Origin of the sequence: Promicromonospora umidemergens (assembly GCF_024171995.1) — a bacterium.
GTDB lineage: Bacteria > Actinomycetota > Actinomycetes > Actinomycetales > Cellulomonadaceae > Promicromonospora > Promicromonospora umidemergens.
This window is the reverse complement of sequence record NZ_JAMTCT010000001.1, coordinates 134296-156547: the sequence shown is the minus strand read 5'-3', so window position 1 is coordinate 156547 and position 22252 is coordinate 134296. Positions and strand designations below refer to the sequence as shown.

The following is a 22252-nucleotide window of genomic DNA, read 5'->3' as shown; positions in this document are numbered from 1 at the left end:
CATGACCATCCGCCACCACCGCGCCGTAGGTGCGCTCGCCGCGGCGAGCGCCCTGGCGCTCACCCTGACCGCGTGCGGGTCCGGGTCCGACGGCGGAGCCGCCGCGGAGGCGATGTCCCCGGAAGACATCTCCGCGGCGCTCGAGGAGGGCGGCGACCTGCTGGTCTGGGCGTGGGAGCCCACGCTGGACAAGGTCGTCGAGGACTTCGAGGCCGAGTACCCGAACGTCGACGTCGAGCTCGCCAACGTCGGCACGGGCAACGACCACTACGTGGCCCTGCAGAACGCGATCAGCGCGGGCTCGGGTGTGCCCGACGTCACGCAGATGGAGTACTACGCCCTGCCGCAGTTCTCCATCGGCGAGTCCCTGGCCGACCTCGCACCCTTCGGCGCGAGCGAGCTGGACAGCACCTACTCCCCCGGCCCGTGGGGCGCTGTGACGGAGGACGACGCCGTGTACGGCCTGCCGATGGACTCCGGCCCGATGGCCCTGTTCTACAACGCGAAGACCTTCGAGAAGGCCGGCGTCGACGTTCCCGCCACGTGGGAGGAGTTCGTCACCGCGGCGGAGAAGCTCCACGCGTCGGACCCCAACACCTACATCACCGCGGACAACGGTGACGCCGGGTTCGCGACGTCGATGATCTGGCAGGCCGGCGGCCACCCGTTCGAGGTGGACGGCACGGACGTCACAGTGAACCTCGCCGACGATGGCTCGACGAAGTTCACCGAGATGTGGCAGCAGATGCTGGACGACGACCTGGTCGCGACCGTCCCCGCCTGGACCGACGAGTGGTTCCAGGGCCTGGGCAACGGCGAGATCGCCGCGCTCGTGACGGGCGCGTGGATGCCGGCGAACCTCGAGTCCGGTGCCGCGCCGGCGTCGGGCGACTGGCGCGTGGCGCCCATGCCGCAGTGGACCGCAGGCGCCAAGGAGACCGCCGAGAACGGCGGCTCCGCACTGTCGGTCACCGAGGCGAGCGAGCAGAAGGCGCTGGCCTACGGCTTCCTGGAGTACGCGAACGCCGGCGACGGTGTCGCGACGCGGCTCGAGGGCGGCAACTTCCCGGCGACGCTCGCGGACCTCACCGACGAGGCGTTCCTCGCCGAGGAGTCCGAGTACTTCGGCGGGCAGAAGATCAACGAGGTGCTCTCGGAGTCGGCCACGAGCGTCGTGACCGGCTGGCAGTACCTGCCGTACCAGGTCTACGCGAACAGCGTGTTCCCCGACACGGTGGGCCAGTCGTACACGGGCTCGACGCCCCTGGCGGACGGCCTTGCCGCCTGGCAGCAGTCGATCGTCGGCTACGGCAACGAGCAGGGCTTCACCGTCGGCGAGTGAGCCGCTCGGCAAGCAACCGGTGACGACGGCGGGGGTCCTCCCCGCCGTCGTCCCGCTTCCCCATCACGACAGCACTCCGAGGAACCACACATATGCCCACGTTCGACATCGGACCCGAGGACTTCCTGCTCGACGGCGAACGGATGCAGGTCGTCAGCGGCGCGCTGCACTACTTCCGCGTGCACCCGGACCAGTGGGCCGACCGCATCCGCAAGGCCCGGCAGATGGGCCTGAACACCATCGAGACGTACGTGCCGTGGAACTTCCACGCGCCGGAGCCCGGGGTGTTCGACCTGGACGGGCGGCGGGACCTGGGGCGGTTCCTCGACCTGGTGGCCGCGGAGGGCCTGCACGCGATCGTGCGGCCCGGTCCCTACATCTGCGCGGAGTGGGACGGCGGCGGCCTGCCGGCCTGGCTGCTGGCCGACGACGCCGTGGGCGTGCGGCGCCACGAGCCGCGGTTCCTCGACGCGATCGGGAAGTACTACGCGAGCCTGCTGCCGCTGGTGGCCGAGCGCCAGGTGACGCACGGTGGGCCGGTGCTGATGGTGCAGGTAGAGAACGAGTACGGCGCCTACGGTGACGACCCGCTCCCGGAGCGGCAGCGGTACCTGCGGGCACTCGTGGACCTGGTCCGCGGCCAGGGCATCGACGTCCCGCTGTTCACCTGCGACCAGGCGAACGACGAGATGCTCGCCCGCGGCGGCCTGCCGGAGCTGCACAAGACGGCGACGTTCGGGTCGCGCACCGCCGAGCGGTTCGAGGTGCTGCGCAGGCACCAGCCCACCGGCCCGCTGATGTGCATGGAGTTCTGGAACGGCTGGTTCGACTCCTGGGGGCTGGAGCACCACCTGGCGCCCGCCGAGGCGAACGCCGCGGACCTGGACGAGCTGCTCGCGGCCGGCGGCTCCGTCAACCTGTACATGTTCCACGGCGGCACCAACTTCGGGCTGACCAGCGGCGCGAACGACAAGGGCATCTACCGGCCCATCACGACGTCGTACGACTACGACGCGCCGCTCGCCGAGGACGGCACACCGACCGCCAAGTACTTCGCGATGCGCGACGTGATCGCCCGGCACCTGCCCGTGCCCGACGACGTCCCGGCGACTCCGCAGCCGGCCCCCGTCCTGGACGTGGCCCTGACCGCGCACGTCCCGCTCGCCGACGCCGTGTCCTCGCTCGTGCGCGGCGCGCTGCGGACCTACGACCACGCGCCGACCATGGAGGAGCTGGGCCTGTGGTCGGGCTTCGCCGTGTACCGCACCCGCATCCGCCCCGACGACGCCGTCCTGACCGTCGACGAGGTGCGCGACCGCGCCGTCGTGCTGCTCGACGGCCAGCCGGTGGGTGTGCTCGACCGTGGGTCGCACACGTTCGCCGTCGCCCTGCCGACCCGCGCTGGCGAGCTGACGCTGCTGGTCGAGAACCAGGGGCACGTCAACTACGGGCCGCGGATCGGTGAGCCCAAGGGGCTGATCGGCACCGTGCGGACCGCCGTGCGCACGCTGGACGAGTGGACGGCCGGCGCGCTGCGGGTCGAGGACGCAGCGGACCTGCTGCGCGGGGCGCTCGACGTGGCAGTCCCGGGCGGGGCGGGTGCTGGTGCCGCTGACGCGGGCACGTCCGGGGACACGGTCGCCTCCGGGGACACGGCCGCCTCCGGGGACTCTGCCGAGAGTGCGGGCGCTGTCGCGGGTGCCGCCTGGGCCGGTCTGTACCGGGGCACGTTCGACTCCGCCGCCGGGGCCGACCACTTCCTGCGGCTCGACGGCTGGACCAAGGGCCTGGCCTGGGTGAACGGCGAGCTGCTCGGCCGCTACTGGAGCCTCGGCCCCACGCACACGCTCTACGTCCCGGGACCGCTGGTGCGCGGCACCGGCAACGAGCTCGTGCTGCTGGAGCTGCACGGCGCGGCGAGCGCACGGGCAAGTTTCGTGACCGCCCCGTCCCTTGGCATCACGGAGCAGTAGCCCGGCCGCTCGGCGTTCGGCGCCGCGATTCTCTTCGAGGCCTAAGTTTCTTCGCTCTCGACGGCCTGAAAGCGAAGAAACTTAGGCCTCGAAAGGACTTGGGTGGCCCCGTCCCCGATGACCGGGGTCACGGCCAAGCCTGGGCTCCGTCCTTCCAGACCTCGTGGACGAGCGGCACGCCCGGGCGGTAGGCCAGGTAGAGGTGGCTGGGGGCGTCGAGGACGGTCAGGTCCGCGCGGGCGCCGACCCGCAGGTGTCCGACGTCGTCCCTCCGAAGGGCTGCCGCCCCGCCCGCCGTCGCCGACCAGAGGGCCTCGGCGGGACTCATCCGCATCTCGCGGACGGCGAGCGCCACCACGAACGACATGGACGAGCTGTAGCCGGAGCCCGGGTTGCAGTCCGTGGCGAGGGCGACCGGGACGCCCGCGGCGAGCAGCCGGCGCGCGTCCGGGTAGGGCGAGCGAGTGGAGAACTCGACCGCCGGCAGCAGGGTCGCGACGGTGCCCGCGTCGGCGTCGGTCCCGCCGTCGGACGCCCCGCCGTCGGGCCAGCGTGCCGAGGTCCAGGACCCGGCCAGCGCGTCGACGTCGGCGTCGGACAGGTGGGTGCAGTGGTCCACGCTCGCCGCACCGACCTCGACGGCGAGCCGCACGCCGGGGCCCGCCGAGAGCTGGTTGCCGTGCACCCGGGCGAGCAGCCCGGCCCGGATCCCTGCGGTGAGCACCGTCCGGGCCTCGTCCTCGTCGAACGCGGTGGGCGCTGCGGGCTCGCAGAACACGTCGATCCAGCGGGCGTGCGGCGCGCAGGCTGCGAGCATCGGCCCGGTCACGAGGTCTACGTAGCCTGCGCGGTCGTCGGCGTACTCGGCCGGGACGGTGTGCGCGCCGAGGAACGTCGTCTCCGGCGTGAGCTCCCGGGCGATCCGCAGCATGCGGGCCTCGGTGGCGACCTCCTGGCCGTAGCCGCTCTTGATCTCGACGGTGGTGGTGCCCTGCCGGAGCATCTCCCGCACCAGGGCCTGGCTGCGCGCCCGCAGGACGTCCTCGCTCGCGGCACGCGTTGCGGCGACCGTGGTGGCGATGCCGCCCCCGGTGTACGGCTCGCCGGTCATGCGTGCGGCGAACTCCGGAGCCCGGTCCCCCGCGAACACGGTGTGCGAGTGCGAGTCCACGAAGCCCGGGAGCACGCACCGCCGCCCGAGGTCTACCGCGGTGTCCGCCGCCGGTGCCGCCGCGGCCGGCCCGGTCCAGGCGATGCGGCCGGCCTCCACGACGACGGCGGCCCCCGGCACGACGCCGAGCCTCGCACCGTGCTCGGGATCGTTCGTGACCAGCTCGCCGATGTTCGTCAGCAGTAGGCTCATGCTCCGCTCCCTGAAAGTCTTCGTTGTGAGCGCGGGTCTACGCGCGTGGTGGGCCGGCGGCGGCCCAGATCTCGTCCATCGCCTCGGTGAGCATCCGCGCGACGTCGCCGGCCCGGTGCTCGCCGTCCCGCACCACGAGCTCACCGGCAGCCACGACGTCAAACACGTCGGCAGCGCCCGCCACCAGGGCTGCCTGCGCCGGGTCGATCCCCGCGGTGCGCACGGTGTCGAGCCGCACGGCGACCAGGTCGGCGGGCGCGCCCACGGCGATCCGGCCGGCGTCCGGCCGGCCGAGCGCGGCGTGCCCGGCCGACGTGGCCAGCTCGATCAGCGTCGCGGGGTCGAAGGAGCCGCGCCGACCGGTCGCGAGGCGCTCGTGCTCCTCGACGCCGCGCGCCTCCGCGAGCACGTCGGCACCCACGTGCTGGTCCGTGCCGACCGACAGCGGGCTGCCCGCGCGCAGCAGCCGGAGGCCGGGGGCGATGCCGTCGGCGAGGTCGCGCTCCGTCGTCGGGCAGAGGCAGACGCCGGTCCCCGAGGCGCCGAGCAACGCGACGTCGTCGTCGGTCAGGTGCACAGCGTGGACGGCGGTGGTGCCGGGGCCGAGCGCTCCGGCGTCGTGCAGCAGCCGCGTCGGGGTGACGCCGAAGGCGGCGAGCGCGGCCTCGTTCTCCCCCGGCTGCTCGGACAGGTGGACGTGCAGCGGCGCGCCGGCCTGCCGTGCCCAGCGGGCGAGCTCCGCGAGCTCCGGCGGCGCGACGGCGCGCACCGAGTGGGCGGCGGCGCCGACGAGCACCCGGTCGTCGTCGGCCCAGGCGGCGCGCAGCGCGTCCACGCGGTGCGCCCAAGCCTCGACGGTTCCGTCGCCGAAGCGCACCTGCTCCGGCGCGAGCGGCTCGTGGCCTGCCGGTCCGAGGCCGCCGTGCAGGTAACAGGTGTCGAGGAGCGTGAGGTGCACCCCTGCTTCGCGCGCGGCAGTGCGCAGGGCCTCGGCCATGGCGTTGGGTCCCCCCTCGGCCGGCAGGTGGGGTGTCCCGTCCGCGCGGTGGTGCACGTAGTGGAACTCGCCGACCGCGGTGGTCCCGCCCAGCACCATCTCCGCGAAGACGGCGCGCGCCAGCCGCTCGTACAGCGCCGGCGTCAGTGCGGCGGCCAGGGCGTACATCCCATCGCGCCAGGTCCAGAAGGACCCGCCGTCCGCGTGCGTCCGCCCGCGCAGCGCGCGGTGGAAGGCGTGCGAGTGCGTGTTGGCCAGGCCTGGGAGCACCAGCCCGCCCAGCCGCACGTCGCCGTCCGACGCCGGTACGCCCGGCTCGACGGCGACGATCCGGCCCTCGACGGTCTCGACCCGCACCGACTCGACGACGCTGCCGGGCGGCGCCGGACCAGACCTGACCGGCGTACCGCTGCCGGCCGGCAGACCGCTCTGGGGAAGCCAGGCCCGCTCGCACCAGAAGCTGCTCATGAATCTCTTCTCACTCTCAAGTTCCCTTCGAGGCCTAAGTTTCTTCGCTCTGAGCCCTCCGAAAGCGAAGAAACTTAGGCCTCGAAATGGATGGACGACGGGTGGGGCGGCGCCGTGAGCAGGTCCGCGAGGACAGCGGTCAGGGCGCGGACGCCGGCGTCGCAGTCGGCTGCCTCCGCGAACTCGGCCGGCGAGTGCGAGATGCCCGTGGGGTTGCGGACGAACAGCATCGCGGTGGGGAACCCGGCCGCCGCGAAGATGCCGGCGTCGTGCCCGGCGCCCGTCCCGATCACCGGTGCGGGCAGGTCGGAGCCCGGCCGCCCGACGACCTCCGCCAGCTGACCGGCAAGCACCGGATCGAACACGGTGGCGGGCGTCCAGGACTCCCGCACCGCCCCCCAGCGCGCAAGGCCCGCCCCGCCGAGTGCAGAGTTGGTTGCGGTTAGAGGGCCTCTATCCGCAGCGAACTCTGCACTCGGCGCCGGCGCTACGAAGTCTGCAGTCGGGCCGGAGGCCGGCATCGTCAGCACCTGGTGGACGGCGTCCTCGGTCTCCGCGCGGGCGTCGATCCAGGCGCGCACTCGTGACGGGATCGCGTTGACGCCGTTCGGCTCGACCTCGACCTTGGCCAGCGTCGCGAGCGCCCCTGCGTGCTCGGCGGCAGCGCGCACGTCGGTGATGAGCCGTGCGAGATCGAGCATCGGGTCGTGGCGGTGGGCCAACGGCGTCGTGCCGGCGTGGTTCGCCTCGCCGGCGAGGTCGACGCGCCACCGCCCGTGCGGCCAGATCGCGGCGCCGACGGCGACCGGTGCCTCCTGGTCCGCGGGCAGGTCAGCCAGGTAGCGCCCCTGTTCAACGTGCAGCTCGACGAAGACGCCGACCCGCGCGAGGGCCTCGTCGTCGCGCCCGTAGTGCTCGAGCAGCACTCCCCTGCTGGCCCCGCCGGCCCCGCGCGCCCCGCCAGCCCCGCCGGCCGGGACCTCCCGCCCCAGCACGTCCGCGAGGCTGTCCCCCGCACCGTCGCGCAGCGCGAGCAGCGTGTCGGCACCGACCGTCCCGGTGACCGCTCGCGAACCGAGGCAGGCGAGCCCGAACCGGGCGCCCTCCTCGTCGGAGAAGTTCACGATCCCGAGCGGTCGTTCCGGGCGCACACCTGCGGCGCGCAGGGCGTCGAGCGCCGCGAACGCGCTCGCCACCCCGAGCGGTCCGTCGAACGCGCCGCCGCCCGGCACCGAGTCGAGATGGCTGCCGGTCACCACTCCCGGCCCGTCGGCGTCCGGGTCTCCCCACCACGCCCACTGGTTTCCGGCGCGGTCGAGCACCAGGTCGAGGCCGCGCGCGGCCGCCTCTGCCGCGAACCACTCGCGCAGGGTCAGGTCGTGCGCGGTCCAGGCGAACCGCTCGTACCCGCCGGACGGCGCCCGGCCGACGTCGGCGATCGCCCCCAGCAGGCGCCCCACCGGCGTCGTGCCCGCCGGGTCCGAGCCGGGCGAGCCCGCGCCGACGCCCGCCGAGCCCGAGCCTGCCGCGCCCAAGCCCAAGCCCGCAGAGCCCGGAGCCGCACGCACCCCCGCCGCCGCACCGGCCCCCGCACCCGTCACCGCGTCTCCCGCATCGGCACGCGCAGCCCGCCGCGCTCGGCGGCCGCGACGGCGTCGTCGTACCCGGCGTCGACGTGCCGCAGCACGCCGGTCGCGGGGTCGTTGGCGAGCACCCGGGCCAGCTTCTCCGCGGCCAGCGGCGTGCCGTCCGCCACGGAGACCTGACCGGCGTGCAGCGACCGGCCCATGCCGACGCCGCCGCCGTGGTGGATCGAGACCCACGTGGCGCCGGACGCGGTGTTCATCAGAGCGTTCAGCAGCGGCCAGTCGGCGATCGCGTCGGAGCCGTCCGCCATCGACTCGGTCTCCCGGTAGGGGGAGGCCACGGAGCCGGAGTCCAGGTGGTCGCGCCCGATGGCGAGCGGAGCCGAGATCTCCCCTGACGCGACGAGCTCGTTGAAGCGGAGGCCCGCCACGTCCCGCTCGCCGTGCCCGAGCCAGCAGATGCGGGCCGGCAGCCCCTGGAAGGCGACGCGGTCCTGGGCGGCACGGATCCAGCGGCCGAGGTGGTCGTCGTCGGGGAACAGGTCGAGCACCGCCTTGTCGGTCACGGCGATGTCGCGCGGGTCCCCGGACAGTGCCGCCCAGCGGAACGGGCCCTTGCCCTCTGCGAACAGCGGCCGGATGTACGCGGGGACGAATCCCGGGAAGTCGAACGCCCGGTCGTACCCGCCCTGGCGGGCCTCGTCGCGGATCGAGTTGCCGTAGTCGAACACCTCGGCGCCCGCGTCGAGGAAGCCGACCATGGCCTCGACGTGCCGCGCCATCGACTCCCGTGCCCGGTCGGTGAACCCTGACGGGTCCTTCTCCGCGAGGTCGGCCCAGTCCTCCAGCGCGACGCCGGACGGCAGGTAGGACAGTGGGTCGTGCGCCGAGGTCTGGTCGGTGACGATGTCGATCTCGACGCCGCGGCGCAGCAGGTCCGGGAGGACGTCGGCCGCGTTGCCGACCACGCCCACCGACAGCGCGCGGCGCTCCTTCTTGGCCGCGAGCGCCAGCTCGACGCCCTCGTCCAGCGACGACGCCACGGCGTCGAGATAGCGGCTCTCGACGCGGCGGTGCAGGCGGGCCGGGTCGACGTCGACCACCAGGCACACGCCCCCGTTGAGCGTGACTGCCAGCGGCTGGGCGCCGCCCATGCCGCCGCAGCCGCCGGTCAGCGTGAGGGTGCCGGCGAGGGTCCCGGAGAACCTCTTCGCCGCCACCGCCGCGAACGTCTCGTACGTCCCCTGCAGGATGCCTTGCGTCCCGATGTAGATCCACGAGCCTGCGGTCATCTGCCCGTACATCGTCAGCCCGAGCTGCTCGAGCCGCCGGTGCTCCGGCCACGTCGACCAGTCGCCCACCAGGTTCGAGTTGGCGATCAGCACGCGCGGCGCCCACTCGTGGGTGCGCAGCACGCCGACGGGGCGGCCCGACTGCACCATCAGCGTCTCGTCGTCGCGCAGGTCGGTGAGCGAGCGGACGATCGCGTGGTAGCTCGGCCAGTCCCGTGCGGCGCGGCCGGTGCCGCCGTAGACGACCAGGTCGTCGGGCCGCTCGGCCACCTCGGGGTCGAGGTTGTTCATCAGCATGCGCAGCGGGGCCTCGGTCTGCCAGCTCCGCGCGGTCAGCGTGGTCCCGCGCGCGGCCCGGACGCTGACGGGCGTCCCCCGGTCAAGCTTCTCCATGCGTGCCTCTCCTCTGGTTGTGGGCGTGATCGTTGCGGCTTCCCGCCCGTTTTAGGCGCAAAGTTGGCGCCCACAGCAAGGGGTTCCTATCGCAGGGGGCCGACGGCGGATGCCGCCGCCAGCGAGATCGCGCCCGTCGCCACCAGGTGGACCACGTGCTCGATCTCCGGGGCGAGGTAGCGGTCCGGCCCGGGACCGGGCACGACGACGCGGACGGCGTCGTGCACCGCGGACGTGCCCGCTGCGGGGGCCTCCGCGCGGAAGTCGAGCGCGCGCGTCGCGGTGAGCACCTCGATGGCGAGGACGCGCGTGAGCCCGTCGACGGACCGCCGGAGCTTGCGCGCGCCGGACCAGCCCATGGAGACGTGGTCCTCCTGCATCGCGGAGCTCGGGATCGAGTCCACGCTGGCCGGCGCGGCCAGGCGCTTCAGCTCCGAGACGATCCCCGCCGCCGTGTACTGGGCGATCATGTGCCCGGAGTCGACGCCGGGGTCGTGTGCGAGGAACGCGGGCAGGCCCTCCGAGCGCGAGACGTCGAGGAACCGGTCGGTGCGCCGCTCGCTCATGCTCGCGAGGTCGGCGGCCGCGATGGCGAGGAAGTCCAGCACATACGCGATCGGCGCCCCGTGGAAGTTGCCGTTGGACTCCACCCGACCGTCGGACGTCACCACGGGGTTGTCGATGGCGGAGGCCAGCTCCCGGCCCGCGACCGTGGCCGCGTGCTCCAGGGTGTCCCGGGCGGCGCCGTGCACCTGGGGCGCGCAGCGCAGGGAGTACGCGTCCTGCACGCGGGTGCACGCGGGGTTCCCGGCGTCGTCGAGCTCGCGGTGGCTCGCCATGAGCGGCGAGCCCGCGAGCACCGCGCGCAGGTTCGACGCCGACGCCGCCTGGCCCGGGTGCGGACGCATGCCGACGAGGTCCTCTGCGAACGGGGCGTCCGAACCGAGCAGGGCCTCGACGCTGAGCGCCGCGGCGACGTCGGCCGTGGTGAGGAGGCTGCGCAGGTCGTGGAGGGCGAGGCAGAGCATGCCGAGCATGCCGTCGGTGCCGTTGATGAGGGCGAGCCCCTCCTTCTCTGCGAGCACGAGGGGTGCGATCCCGGCTTCGGCGAGCGCCTGCGCGGCGTCGACAGCCTCCCCGGCCGCGCTGGTCGAGCCTGTCGAGACCCCGGTCGGCACCACCCGCACCCGCCCCTCCCCCATGGCGGCGAGCGCCACGTGCGCGAGCGGCGCCAGGTCGCCGGAGCAGCCGAGCGAGCCGTACTCGTGCACGACCGGCGTGATCCCGGCGTTGAGCATCGCGGCATAGGTCTCCGCGGTGACCGGGCGGGCGCCGGTGTGGCCGGTCACCAGGGTGGCGAGGCGCAGCAGCTGCAGCGCCCGCACCACCTCGGTCTCGACCTCGGGGCCGGACCCGGCGGCGTGCGAGCGCACGAGGCTGAGCTGGAGCTGCGCGCGCATCTCCGTCGGGATGTGCCGGCGGGCCAGGGCACCGAACCCGGTCGAGACGCCGTAGTGCGGCACGGTGTCCTGGGCCAGGCCGTCGATCACGGCGCGGCTCTGCGTCATCCGGGCCAGGGCGGTCTCGTGGATCTCGACAGAGGCCCCGGAGCGGGCGACGGCGACGACCTGGTCGACGGTCAGCGGCGTCCCGTCGAGGACGACGTGCTCGGGCAGGTCCGGGCCGGCGGGGCGGGTGGCCGGCGTCGGCTCCATGTGGTGCAGGGTGCTCATCCCCCCATGGAACCCCGCCGCGCGCCCGCTGGCGCGCCCGCGACGACGGATAGAGTCTGAGATACCAGACAGATCACGAGGGGTGGTGGTCGGCAGTTCGTCAGGTGATCGGCAGCTCGGGCTGCCGATCACCTGACGGACTGCCGACCACTCGACCCCGTCCGGAGGACACAATGGCCGGCAGCAGTACCGTTCCGGCCGCGCGGACCACGGCGCGGCTGCTCACGTTCCTCGCGGCGCAGCCCGGCCCGGTACCCGCCGGCGCCATCGCGCACGGCATCGGGGTGCCGCGCTCCAGCGTCTACCACCTGCTGTCGGTGCTGGCCGACGAGGGGTTCGTGCGGCACTTCCCCGACGAGCGCCGCTACGGCCTCGGCGTGGCCGCCCTCGGCCTGGGCAGCGCGTACACGCGGCAGGCGCCGCTCACCCGGCTGGCCGCACCCGTCGTGGCCCGCCTGGTCGAGGCCGCCGGCGAGAACGGGCACCTCGCGGTGCTCAACGGTCGCGAGGTCCTGTACCTGGTGGAGCAGCGGGCGGCGGGGCGTCCGCCCCTGGTGACCGACGTCGACGTGCACCTCCCGAGCCATCTCACCGCCAGCGGGCGCGCCGTGCTCGCACTGCTGCCCCCCGCGCAGGTGCGCGCGCTGTACCCGACGCCGGGTTCGTTCACCGACCTCACCGGTGCCGGGCCGCGCACGTTGCGCGAGCTGCGGGTGGTGCTGCGCCAGGCTCGCGCGCGGGGGTTCGCCGTGGAGGACGGCGAGGTGTCCGCCGGGTTCGCGTCAGTGGCTGCTGCCGTCGTGGACCACACGGGGCGGCCCGTCGCCGGGCTGGCGGTGACATTCCGGTCGGAGTCCTACGACGACGACGGGCGCGCCGGGCTGGCGGAGCAGGCTGCACGGGCGGCACGCGAGGTGAGCCGGCGGCTGGGGGCGCGATGAGCCCGGACTGCTTGACATCCACTTGAACGTGAGTGTTCACTATCAACCATGGCGACCGACCGGAGACCACGAGTCAGCATCGAGGTGCGCCGCGGGCAGATCCTCGCGGCGGCCCTGCAGGAGTTCAGCCACAAGGGACTGCACGGCGGCTCCACCGTGAACATCGCCAAGGAGGTGGAGATCTCTCACCCCAACCTCTTCCGGGTCTTCTCCACGAAGCACGAGCTCTTCGTCGCGGTGCTGCAGCAGGCATTCGGAAAGGTGGAGACCGTGATGCTCGCTTCAGGGGAGGCCGCCGAGGGCGACCCGCTCCCGACGATGTCCGATGCCTGGGGCGTGCTGATGGACGATCGCGAGCTCATGCTGATCCTCCTGCAGGGCTTCGCCGCGTCCGAGGATCCGGCCATCCGTGAGCTCATGCACCGGTGGACCAAGGAGGTCTTCGAGCGCATGGAAGCCCTGCCAGGAGTCGGCACCGATCGCGCCCACGACTTCTTCGCCGCAGGCATGCTCTACATGGTGGCGACCGCCATGGACCTGCCCGCTCGCGCCGAGCACGACGCGTGGGCCGACCAGTTCCTCGCTTCCGGCTCCGGCCCCGCCTCGAGCTCCGGCCCTGGCTCCTGACGACACCGGTCGGAGCCGAGCATCTCTTTTTTTGGCTATTGATAGTGACCACTCACTATCTCCACCGTCGACCTACTCACTCAAGGACTGGATGATGAGCATCGAAGCGTCTCCCACAACCGCCCAGCTCGGCCTGCGCCTGCCCCGCGGCGTGACGATGGCCGCGCTGGCCGTCTCCATGTTCCTGATCATCCTCGACACGTCGATGGTCAACCTCGCGTCGCTGTCGATCCGCACGAGCCTTGGCCTCTCGGCCGCGGAGCTCACCCTGACGGTGAACAGCTACCTGGTGGCCTTCGCGGGACTGCTGCTGCTCGGGGGCCGCCTCGCCGACGTGCTCGGTCCCCGCAGAACCTTCCTGGCCGGAATGATCCTCTACGTCGCCGCGTCGGCCTTCTGCGCTCTGGCAACCAGCGGCCCGCTGCTGATCACCGGACGAGTCGGACAAGGAATCGGCGCGGCGATCAGCATTCCCTCAGCGCTCGCGCTCGTACTCACTCTCTACACGACTCCCACCGAGCGGACTCGCGCGATGGGCATCTGGGGCGCCGTCGGTGGTGCCGGCAGCCTGATCGGTGTCTTCCTCGGCGGAGTGCTGACCCAGGCACTCGGGTGGCAGTCGGTCTTCTGGACGCCCGTGCCGCTCGGCATCGTCAGCGCGATCATGGTGTGGCGCGCCGTACCCGCCATGCCGGGCCGTCCCGGACGGTTCGACCTGGCCGGCGCGCTCACCATCACCGTCGGCATCTCCGCCCTGGCGCTCGGGATGGTCTCCGCCTCCGAGGCCGGCTGGACCGCGGCGAGCTCGATCATCGGCATCGCCGTCGGCGTCGTCGCGCTCGCCGCCTTCGTGCTCGCCGAGCACCGCTCCCCGCACCCGCTCGTCCCGCTGGCAGTCTTCCGTCGCCGGCCGGTGGTGACCGCCACCGTGGTGATGGTCCTGCTCGGCGCCACCCTGACGAGCCTGTTCTTCTTCCTGCCCCTCTACCAGCAGGACGTCCTCGGGATGAGTGCCCTGACAGCCGGGCTGGCGCAGATCCCCATCGCCGTCATGATCATCGTGGGAAGCGTGCTGGCGCCCTGGCTCGCCAAGCTCCTCGGGGTCCGGTCCGCGCTCCACGGCGCGCTCGTCCTGCTGCTGGCCGGATTCCTGTGGCTCGTGCTGAACCCGACCACCGACGGCTTCTCGATCAACCTGCTGGGCGCCTTCCTGCTGATCGGCATCGGTCTGGGCCTTGGCCTCGTCAACGCGATATCCATGGCGGTGCGCGACAGCGGGGACGGCGAGTCCGGCCTGCTGAGCGGCCTGGTCAACGCCGCACAACAGCTGGGCGGCGCGGTAGGCCTCGCAGCCCTGGCCGGCATCGCGATAGCCGCCGGGGGCGACGGCGGCATCTCGTTCACGGCGGCGTTCCTTGGCGGCGCAGCACTCATCGCTCTCGCACTCACCTTGTCGGTGCTGCTGCGCATCGGTGACCGGTCGGACCCGACGACGCCGTACGCGGGCTGACCACGCAGCGCCACCACCCAGCGATCTCACCCCACCAGCTCCCGTAAGGACATCGACCATGAACTCACCCACCGTGCTCGTGACCGGCGCGACCGGAACCGTCGGATCCGCCCTGATCCCCGCACTGCGCGCCCGCGGCGCCCACGTCCGTGCCATGACCCGGAGCTCCGGCCGTGCCTTCCCCGGTGCCGAGACCGTCGTCGCAGACCTCCAGGATCCGCGGTCGGTGGCCGCTGCCCTTGACGGCACCGACGCCGTCTTCCTCAACAGCCCGTCGACGCCGGAGGCCGCGGCCCTCCAGATCCAGTTCGCCGACCTGGCCCGCGACGGCGGGGTCCGGCACCTCGTGCTGCTCTCCCAGTACGGAGCGCGGGCCGATTCGCCGGTGCGGTTCCTGCGCTGGCACGCCGAGGTCGAGGCCCACGTGCACCAGCTCGGCATCGACCACACGGTGCTCCGCCCCAACCTCTACCTCCAGGCGCTGCTCGGCTTCGCCGGCACCATCGCGCAGGGCCGGCTCGCCGCCCCTATCGGCGACGCCCCGGTCAGCGCGATCGACACGAGAGATATCGCAGAGGCCGCGGCCGCCGTCCTGACGGACGCCGGGCGTACCGGTGGCACCTACACGCTGACCGGCCCCCGCGCCGTGACCCACCAGCAGATCGCTCGAGCGCTGTCGGCGGCCGCCGGCCACGAGATCACGTTCCAGGACGTGCCCGCCGAACAGTTCTCCGCAGCGCTGACGGGCGTTCTTCCGCCGTGGCAGCTCGAGGGCCTGATCGAGGACTACGCCCACTACGCGCGACGAGAGGCCGCTGAGGTGCACACCGCCGTCGCCGACCTGACCGGACGCCCGGCCCGGGATGTCACCGACTTCGCCCGCGACCACGCCGCGGCGTTCGCCCCGAACCACTGATCGACCCACACATCACCGACGAGAGGACCGTCCCATGATCTACCACGTGACCCGCATGGCCCTGAAGCCCGGCGTCTCCGAGGAGGAGGTGGCCGCCGTCATGCGGCGCATGCGCGAGGCCCGCAGCAGCGACCCGTCGATCAGGTCCTTGCTGCTCGGCCGGGACCACGGCGGCGAGTACGACTACAGCCACATCTCCGTGGTCGACGATCTCGCCGCCTACGAGGCGATGATGAACGACCCGGCGCACCTCGAGATCGACCGGATCGGCCTGCCGCTGCTCGACAAGTTCGTGTCGTTCGACGTCACCGACGACCCGGACCCGGAGCTGCGCACTCAGATCGCCGCGATCCACCAGCGCCGGTTCGACGCCGTGCCCGACGTCGCCGAGCTGGTGGCCGGTCTGGGCGAGTACAGCGGCAGCGCCGCGCCCGGTCCGCACGCGACCTGACCGACCCGAGCCCCGGGCCCGTACCGGCCGTCGCACCACACGAGTCGCACCACACGAGTCGCACCACACGAGTCGCACCACACGATGAGGAGGAAAGGTTCATGACCGATCGATTCGACGCCGATGCCATCGTCGTCGGCAGCGGCTTCGGCGGCGCCGTCGCCGCGGCCCGCCTCGCTCAGGCCGGCCTGTCCGTCATAGTCCTCGAGCGCGGCCGGCGTTGGCTGCCCGGAGAGTTCCCCCGCCGGCCGCAGCTCCAGGGCGGCTGGCTGTGGGGTGTCGACCGCGGGCTCTACGACGTCCGCTGGCTCGGCCGCATGGGCAGCGTCCAGGCCGCGGGCTGGGGCGGCGGGTCCCTCGTGTACGCGAACGTCTTCGCCCGGCCGTTCGAGGGAGCTCTGGACGAACGGTGGCCCGCACACCTGCGCAGGCAGAAGCTCAGCCCCTACTACGACCTCGCGGCACACATGATCGGCGTCGCGCCCGTCGGTGACGATCCCGCCACGGGCGCACCTCCCGCACGCACCACGCTCATCGAGGGGCTCGTGCACGACCTGGCCGACGCGACGGTCCGCCCCAACCTCGCCGTCACGTTCGGCGATCCCGACACGTGGCGGGCGAACCGGCACGGGGTGCCCCGCCGTGGCTGCGCCTTCGTCGGCGAGTGCGTGATCGGCTGCAACCATGGCGCGAAGAACTCGCTCGACCACACGTATCTCGCCGTGGCGGAGCAGGCCGGTGCACGCTCGGTCACCGACGCCGAGGCGCAGCGCATCGAACGCCACGGCGACGGCTACGCGGTGGTCACGTCGACACCGTCCGACGCCGACGCCCCGCCGCGGGTGTGGACCGCGCCGCGCGTCGTGCTCGCCGCGGGAGCCGTGGCGACGACCGAGCTGCTGCTCAGGGCGCGCGACGTGCACGGCACGCTCCCGGAGCTGTCACGCAGGCTCGGCCAGGGATTCTCCGGCAACGGCGACTTCCTCACCCTGGCCGAGCTCCGGCACACCCAGGACGACATGACGACCGGCCCCACCATCACGACCAACACCGTGCTCGACGTGCCAGAGGGGCGCCGGTCGGTCTGGTACCAGGTGCAGGACGGCGCAGTCCCCGAGCTCCTGCAGCAGCTTGCCGACGCCGTCGTGCCGGGACAGGCCGCACGGGCATGGTGGCGACGCCGGGTGCGCCCGGCCGGCCGACGTCGCACCTTCGCCGTGCTCGCGATGGGGATCGACTCCGCCAACGGGGCGCTGCAGCTCGACCGGTCCGGGAACGCCCGGCTGTCCTGGCGCAACCAGTGGCAGGCGCACCTCTACCGCTCCCAGCTCCGCGTCGGCCCGCTGCTCGCGCGGCTCCTCGACGCACGCCTCTACCAGCCGTTCACCTGGTCGGTGCTCCGCCGGACCATCACGGTCCACCCCCTCGGCGGCGTCGGCCCGGGTTCCGACGTCGGCTCGGGTGTCGTCGACGAGCTCGGCGAGGTGCACGGCTGCCCAGGGCTATTCGTCATGGACGGCTCGGTGCTCCCGGCGGCAAGCGGTGTGAATCCCTCGGCCACGATCCTCGCCGTCGCCGAACGCTCCGTCGAGGCGCTGATCCGCCGTACGGGAAGACCGCGGTGGACCGCACCGGAGTGGGGCTCGGTGACGCAGGCCTCGGTGCCGGAGGACGCGGCGTTCGCGTTCGCCTCGCAGCACCACGCCGCGACCAGCGGCGACGGCCTGACCTTCGACGAGCGGATGGCCACCGGCCCGGCGGCGCCCCGGCGAGCCGTCATGCGCCTGCACGCCGAGCTCCCCAGCATGGACAGGTTCCTCGACGAGGCGGACCACAGGCTGACCATGCGGGGAACGATCGAGATCGACGGCATCGCCACGCGGGCCGAGCTCACCGGAATCCTCTCGCTGTTCCCCGAGGGGCGGCACGAGGCGATGTCGTACGCGCTGCGATTCGCCGACGACGACGGGCGTGCCTGGCGGTTCTCCGGGGCGAAGGCCGTGCGTTCCCGGACGCCGGTCGCACTACTGCACGGCCTGACGCATCTCCAGGCCGAGATCGCCCCCCTCGATGCCGCGGCAGGCGAGGCCGAGCCGGTCGCGCTCGCGATCGGCGCCCGCGACCTCTGGCAGCTCAGCACCTCGATCAGGGGCAAGGCGTTCACCCGCGCACGGAGGCTCCGCGCCGTCGCCCGGTTCGCGTGGTTCTTCGCGGCCTCTGCCCTACGCCCCTCACCAGCCCCTGTGGCCCCGGACAGCGAAGAGACCAGGAGCCCGGGTGCGGACCATGGCACCCTCACCTGAGACAGCGGCCGTCAGGGGCGCCAGCCACGCACCGACCCGCCGAGCTCCTGCCCGCCGAGCTCCTGCCGGTCGTGCGACGACTCCGGGCCGTGCTTCGACGACGTCGGGACGCCCCTGGCCCACCATCAGCGGCCGACTGCAGAGTTTGTCGCCGCCTCGGTCGACGACTGCAGACTTGGTTGCGGCTTGGGGACCCGCAACCGCAACCAAGTCTGCAGTCGGCGATGACGGTCGCGACCAAGTCTGCAGTGGAGGGTTGAGTGGCTGAGCGGGCGGCGAGCGCGGCGGCGCGGTCCCGCAGGGCGGCGCGCAGCACCTGCGGGGCCAGCGTTTCCGCGTCCGTGCCGAGCTGCCAGAGCGCCCATTCGGCGTGCCGGGAGTCATGGAAGGTCACCTCGAGCCGGACCCTGATTCACGGGGGGCCGGATCACGCGTGCAAAGCTTCCTCACCTGCGAGAGCATGCTCATCGAGAATCGACTTCGAGCAGGTGAGAAGAAATCTTTTCTCAGCCCTGAACCCTTCGCATGAGACGACCGGCCGGACGCGGTCGACGACGAAATGAGTTTCGTGTTCACGCCCTCGAGAGGTCGGCCACCGGAACGGTGAACTCTCGTGGCCGCAGGACGCCTGGAGCCACCACAACAGCCTCCTTGCCGGTCCACCCCTGCCGGATGGCCTTCACGACACCCTCGGCGCCGCGCTCCGTGCTCGACACCCCGGTGACCTTCACGTTGACGCCCGCGGCGATTCCGTCGCCCATGACCTTCTGCTCTCTGTCGTGAATTCGGGCCAGGGTCGACCAGCTTGACGTTCATCTCGTGACCATTTGGCACCCAACTCGGTGGGGGCGAGATCCTGCCAGCGAATACAGAGCGTCGTCAAGGTAAATGCTGAAGGCAAAACGAAACACATTTTCCCCGTTTGTGTCCGCACATTTCCTGCACGCGAACTCGTTTCTCGTAGGTCTGCAACACCGCACCAAGTGACTCAAACCGAAAGGTGCATTCATCCGCTTTACCGGCTTCGTCCTATTCGGACTTACGAGAGACGGCCAGGAGATATCGGCGCCTGGCACCCCATGCCTCGGATCTGCACCATCTATCCGACGGCAGGCACGCGGGGCGAGTCCCCGTAGCGGGTGGCGAGCGCGGCGGCACGGTCCCGCAGGGCGGCGCGCAGCGTCTGCGGGGCCAGCGCTTCCGCGTCCGTGCCGAGCTGCCAGAGGGCCCACTCGGCGTGCCGGGAGTCCTGGAAAGTCACCTCGAGCCGTAGCCGGCCGTCGTCGTCGACCGCTTCCATGAGGACGGCGAGCGCCGTGCTCACGAGCTCCTCGCGCCGGGCCGGATCCATCCGCACCAGCACCGCGACCTGGTCACCGCCCGTACGGAACCGTGTGCTGCGTTCCTGCCAGATCCGGTCCAGGTCGACCCTGTCCGGTCGCTCCGCGGGTTCGGCGAGCTCCTCTGCGGCGATGATCCGCGACAGCCGGTAGGTGCGGTCCGCGCCGGACGTCGTGGCGAGCAGGTAGCCCTTGTCGCGCACCGTGACCAGGCCGATCGGGTCCACGGTGCGCCATCTCGCGGGCCGGTCCACCGGTGCGTAGTGGATGCGCAGCTTGTGTCCGGCCAGCACTGCACGCCGGACCTCGACCATCGCGGTGCCTGGCACCTCGTCGGCGGGCGCCCTGCGGGAGAGCAGGTCCGTCTCCGGGTCGACGAGGAACCGCTGAGCAGCGTCGCTCGTGGTCGCCCGGTGGCCCTCGGGCAGCGCGTCGACGACCTTGCGCATGGCCGACGCGAGCGCCGCGCTGAGACCGAACATCTGCTCGCCCCTGCCCGAACCGGCGGTCAGCAGGGCAAGGGCCTCGTCGTGGTTCAGCCCGGTGAGCTCGGTCCGGAACCCGGGCAGCAGTGCGAACCCGCCGTGGCGACCGCGTTCGGCGTAGACCGGGACGCCTGCCGCCGAGAGCGCCTCGATGTCGCGCAGCACGGTGCGGGTGGACACCTCGAGCTCGCGAGCCAGCGTCTCCGCGGTCAGCCGGCCGCGCTGGCGCAGCAGCAGGACCAACGAGACCAGCCGGTCGGCGCGCACACGAAAACTCTAGCGGAATACCCGACACAGGGTGTCGTGATTTGTGGGAAGGCTCGTGCCCACGACGTCGCGGAGCGCAGCTTCGCCGACACGCGTCGTCCCTACGAGTCGGATGGAGTCGACATGACAATCGAACGAACGGCGGTCAACCCGGTGACCTGGTCACTCGAGCTGGGGTTCAACCAGGGCGAGGTCGTCTCCGGGCAGACCCGGACCCTGTACTGCTCCGGACAGACCGCGATGGGGGGCGACGGCACACCCCGCCACGACGGCGACATGGCGGCACAGCTGGCGCTGAGTCTGGACAACGTCGCGGCCGTGCTCGACGCCGCGGGCATGTCCCTCGCGAACCTCGTCCGGCTCAACGTCTACACCACCGACGTCGACCTCCTGTTCCAGCACTACGGCGCGCTGGCGTCGCGACTCGGTGCCGCCCGGGTGGCGCCCACCACGACGATGCTCGGGGTGACCCGGCTGGCGGTCCCCGGCCAGCTGGTCGAGCTCGAGGCGACCGCCGTCGCGTAGCGCGGCCTTGGTGCCGCTGCTGCTCGTGCCGTTCGGCCGGCACGAGCAGCAGGCAGGTGGTCACGCAGAAGCACGACGTCACCTCGCTGCTCAGAGCAGTCCTGCTGACGGCAGATCCGACGTCCCGAAGCCCGGTCCGGGATGCACGGTGGGCTCATGACGGAATCACCGAAGGCGCCGATGTTCGGCGAACACTCACGACGCGAGCTGTACGAGCGGCGTGTCCTGGTCCTCGACGGAGCACTGGACGACGACAACGGAACGCTCCTGATGACCCAGCTGATCGCCCTGGCCACCGAGGACTCGTCGACCGACATCGATCTGTGGATCCACTCCCCGGGCGGATCCGTGCCGGCGATGCTGGCGATCCGCGACATCATGCGAACCATCCCCAACGACGTGTCGACGCTCGTGCTGGGTATCGCCTACAGCGCGGGACAGTTCCTGCTCTCCGCCGGCGCACCCGGCAAGCGCCGTGCGCTGCCGAACTCCCGGGTCCTGATGCACCAGGGCTCCGCAGGGATCGCGGGCACCGCCGTCGACATCGAGCTGCAGGCGGACGACCTGCGGCACACGCGGGACACCGTGCTGCGGCTGGTCTCCGAGGACACCGGACAGCCGGTCGAGCGGATCTTCGAGGACTCGCTCCACGACCACTGGTACACGGCCGAGGAGGCCCTCGACTTCGGCTTCATCGACACGATCGTGCGGAGCTTCGAGGGCATCAGGCCACGTGATCGTCAGCGAACCGGATTCACCGCAGCAACCGAAGGGGACACACGATGAGCAGCTACACCATCCCGAACGTCATCGCGTCGCACCCTCGGGGCGAGCGGATCATGGACGTCTACTCCCAGCTCCTCTCCGAGCGGATCATCTACCTGGGCACCGCTATCGACGCCGGCGTCGCCAACGCCCTGATCGCCCAGCTGATCCACCTGGAGTCGAGCAGCCCCGACAGCGACATCCAGCTCTACATCAACTGCGAGGGAGGGGACCCGAGCGCGGGGATGGCCATCTACGACACCATGCGCTACATCCGGTCCAAGGTGGCGACCACCTGCGTAGGCCAGGCGGTCGCCGTCGGCGCCGTGCTCCTCGCCGCCGGGGCCGAAGGACGACGGGCGGCGCTCCCCCACGCACGGGTCATCCTGCATCAGCCCGCGGCGCAGGGCCGCGGCGCGATCCCCGACCTGATCCTGCAGGCCGACGAGGTCGTCCGCATCCGTGCGGACATGGAGGCGGCGCTCTCCCGGCACACGGGTCAGAGCGTCGGAACGCTCCGTGCCGACACCGATCGCGACCGCATCTTCACCGCTGGTGCCGCGCGCGAGTACGGCCTCCTGGACCACGTGATCGATCAGCGATGACGCCGTGTGATGCCCGGGCCGGTGGGCTCGGGCATCACGCCGCGAGCGCGAAGGCCGCCTGGCAGGCCGGCTGCCGCGCGGTGTCGCGGACCACGACCAGGCGGTCGGCGACGGCGGTGACCAGGTCGACCAGCGTGACGTCCAATGCCCCGGCGATCGCCGCGATCATCTCGCTCGACGGCTCCTTGACACCACGCTCGATCTCCGAGAGGTACTGCGGGGAGATCCCGGCGCGGCGTGCGGTCTGGTCGAGCGTCTCGCCGCGCACGTGACGCAGCTGTCGCAGGCGTTCGCCGAGCAGGTGCCGCAAGAGCGGCTCTCGTCTCGTCTTCGATGGGGTGCCCGACCCGTGGGGCACCCCATCGCGCCC

General features: G+C 72.2%; 20 protein-coding genes. 11 read left to right on the top strand and 9 right to left on the bottom strand.

Annotation, left to right across the window (positions count from 1 at the left end; all coding sequences use genetic code 11):
• Nucleotide 1: 1 nt before the first annotated feature.
• Both APR04_RS00740 and APR04_RS00735 read left to right on the top strand, forming a co-directional pair.
• Entirely contained in the window at nucleotides 2-1342 is a 1341-nt protein-coding gene (locus tag APR04_RS00740; protein ID WP_253867202.1) for an ABC transporter substrate-binding protein, read from the top strand.
• A 92-nt stretch (nucleotides 1343-1434) separates the two neighbouring features.
• The gene (locus APR04_RS00735; protein ID WP_253867201.1) at nucleotides 1435-3315 is read left to right on the top strand and encodes a glycoside hydrolase family 35 protein; all 1881 of its coding nucleotides are present in this window, start codon (nucleotides 1435-1437) and stop codon (nucleotides 3313-3315) included.
• 127 nt (nucleotides 3316-3442) lie between these two features.
• Here APR04_RS00735 and APR04_RS00730 read toward each other — a convergent pair whose 3' ends face one another.
• From APR04_RS00730 to hutH, 5 genes are all read right to left on the bottom strand, one after another.
• Nucleotides 3443-4678: an amidohydrolase family protein gene (locus tag APR04_RS00730; protein WP_253867200.1), complete on the bottom strand. Its 1236-nt coding sequence runs from the start codon at nucleotides 4676-4678 to the stop codon at nucleotides 3443-3445.
• Between the two features lie 37 nt (nucleotides 4679-4715).
• Nucleotides 4716-6143, bottom strand: coding sequence for a formimidoylglutamate deiminase (locus tag APR04_RS00725; RefSeq protein WP_253867199.1), 1428 nt, complete (start codon nucleotides 6141-6143; stop codon nucleotides 4716-4718).
• Between the two features lie 74 nt (nucleotides 6144-6217).
• Complete coding sequence (locus tag APR04_RS00720; protein ID WP_253867972.1) at nucleotides 6218-7603, bottom strand: allantoate amidohydrolase; 1386 nt, start codon at nucleotides 7601-7603, stop codon at nucleotides 6218-6220.
• 137 nt (nucleotides 7604-7740) lie between these two features.
• A complete protein-coding gene (hutU, locus tag APR04_RS00715) occupies nucleotides 7741-9414 on the bottom strand; it encodes a urocanate hydratase (RefSeq protein ID WP_253867198.1) in 1674 nt (557 codons plus the stop codon).
• An 86-nt stretch (nucleotides 9415-9500) separates the two neighbouring features.
• Entirely contained in the window at nucleotides 9501-11147 is a 1647-nt protein-coding gene (gene hutH, locus APR04_RS00710) for a histidine ammonia-lyase (RefSeq protein ID WP_253867197.1), read from the bottom strand.
• Between the two features lie 173 nt (nucleotides 11148-11320).
• Here hutH and APR04_RS00705 point away from each other — a divergent pair, with 173 nt between their 5' ends.
• From APR04_RS00705 to APR04_RS00680, 6 genes are all read left to right on the top strand, one after another.
• Nucleotides 11321-12088 (top strand): IclR family transcriptional regulator, encoded by a 768-nt coding sequence (locus tag APR04_RS00705; protein ID WP_253867196.1) that lies wholly within the window; start codon nucleotides 11321-11323, stop codon nucleotides 12086-12088.
• A gap of 48 nt (nucleotides 12089-12136) precedes the next feature.
• Nucleotides 12137-12715, top strand: coding sequence for a TetR/AcrR family transcriptional regulator (locus APR04_RS00700; RefSeq protein ID WP_253867195.1), 579 nt, complete (start codon nucleotides 12137-12139; stop codon nucleotides 12713-12715).
• Nucleotides 12716-12809: 94 nt separating this feature from the next.
• Nucleotides 12810-14225, top strand: coding sequence for an MFS transporter (locus tag APR04_RS00695; RefSeq protein WP_253867194.1), 1416 nt, complete (start codon nucleotides 12810-12812; stop codon nucleotides 14223-14225).
• A gap of 58 nt (nucleotides 14226-14283) precedes the next feature.
• Nucleotides 14284-15141 (top strand): NmrA family NAD(P)-binding protein, encoded by an 858-nt coding sequence (locus tag APR04_RS00690; RefSeq protein WP_253867193.1) that lies wholly within the window; start codon nucleotides 14284-14286, stop codon nucleotides 15139-15141.
• A gap of 34 nt (nucleotides 15142-15175) precedes the next feature.
• Entirely contained in the window at nucleotides 15176-15592 is a 417-nt protein-coding gene (locus tag APR04_RS00685; protein ID WP_253867192.1) for a Dabb family protein, read from the top strand.
• A gap of 101 nt (nucleotides 15593-15693) precedes the next feature.
• A complete protein-coding gene (locus APR04_RS00680; RefSeq protein WP_253867191.1) occupies nucleotides 15694-17895 on the top strand; it encodes a GMC oxidoreductase in 2202 nt (733 codons plus the stop codon).
• On the opposite strand, the gene APR04_RS31415 is transcribed toward APR04_RS00680, so the two are convergent.
• From APR04_RS31415 to APR04_RS00670, 3 genes are all read right to left on the bottom strand, one after another.
• Nucleotides 17888-18289: a WCX domain-containing protein gene (locus tag APR04_RS31415; protein ID WP_443703147.1), complete on the bottom strand. Its 402-nt coding sequence runs from the start codon at nucleotides 18287-18289 to the stop codon at nucleotides 17888-17890. The two genes, APR04_RS00680 and APR04_RS31415, sit on opposite strands and share 8 nt — an antisense overlap.
• A 178-nt stretch (nucleotides 18290-18467) precedes the next feature.
• Entirely contained in the window at nucleotides 18468-18656 is a 189-nt protein-coding gene (locus tag APR04_RS00675) for a hypothetical protein (RefSeq protein ID WP_253867190.1), read from the bottom strand.
• Between the two features lie 338 nt (nucleotides 18657-18994).
• Entirely contained in the window at nucleotides 18995-19987 is a 993-nt protein-coding gene (locus APR04_RS00670) for a helix-turn-helix transcriptional regulator (RefSeq protein WP_253867189.1), read from the bottom strand.
• A gap of 129 nt (nucleotides 19988-20116) precedes the next feature.
• Between APR04_RS00670 and APR04_RS00665 the strand changes: the two genes are divergently transcribed.
• The 3 genes from APR04_RS00665 to APR04_RS00655 all read left to right on the top strand — a co-directional run bounded on the left by APR04_RS00665 (nucleotide 20117) and on the right by APR04_RS00655 (nucleotide 21882).
• A complete protein-coding gene (locus APR04_RS00665; RefSeq protein ID WP_253867970.1) occupies nucleotides 20117-20512 on the top strand; it encodes a RidA family protein in 396 nt (131 codons plus the stop codon).
• Nucleotides 20513-20668: 156 nt separating this feature from the next.
• Complete coding sequence (locus tag APR04_RS00660) at nucleotides 20669-21298, top strand: ClpP family protease (RefSeq protein ID WP_253867188.1); 630 nt, start codon at nucleotides 20669-20671, stop codon at nucleotides 21296-21298.
• The gene (locus APR04_RS00655; protein ID WP_253867187.1) at nucleotides 21295-21882 is read left to right on the top strand and encodes a ClpP family protease; all 588 of its coding nucleotides are present in this window, start codon (nucleotides 21295-21297) and stop codon (nucleotides 21880-21882) included. The genes APR04_RS00660 and APR04_RS00655 overlap by 4 nt, the downstream gene beginning before the upstream one ends.
• Nucleotides 21883-21916: 34 nt before the next feature.
• Here the strand turns inward: APR04_RS00655 and APR04_RS00650 are convergent, their stop codons facing one another.
• On the bottom strand, nucleotides 21917-22192 hold the full coding sequence (locus tag APR04_RS00650; protein ID WP_372496035.1) for a helix-turn-helix domain-containing protein: 276 nt from the start codon (nucleotides 22190-22192) through the stop codon (nucleotides 21917-21919).
• Nucleotides 22193-22252: the final 60 nt, after the last annotated feature.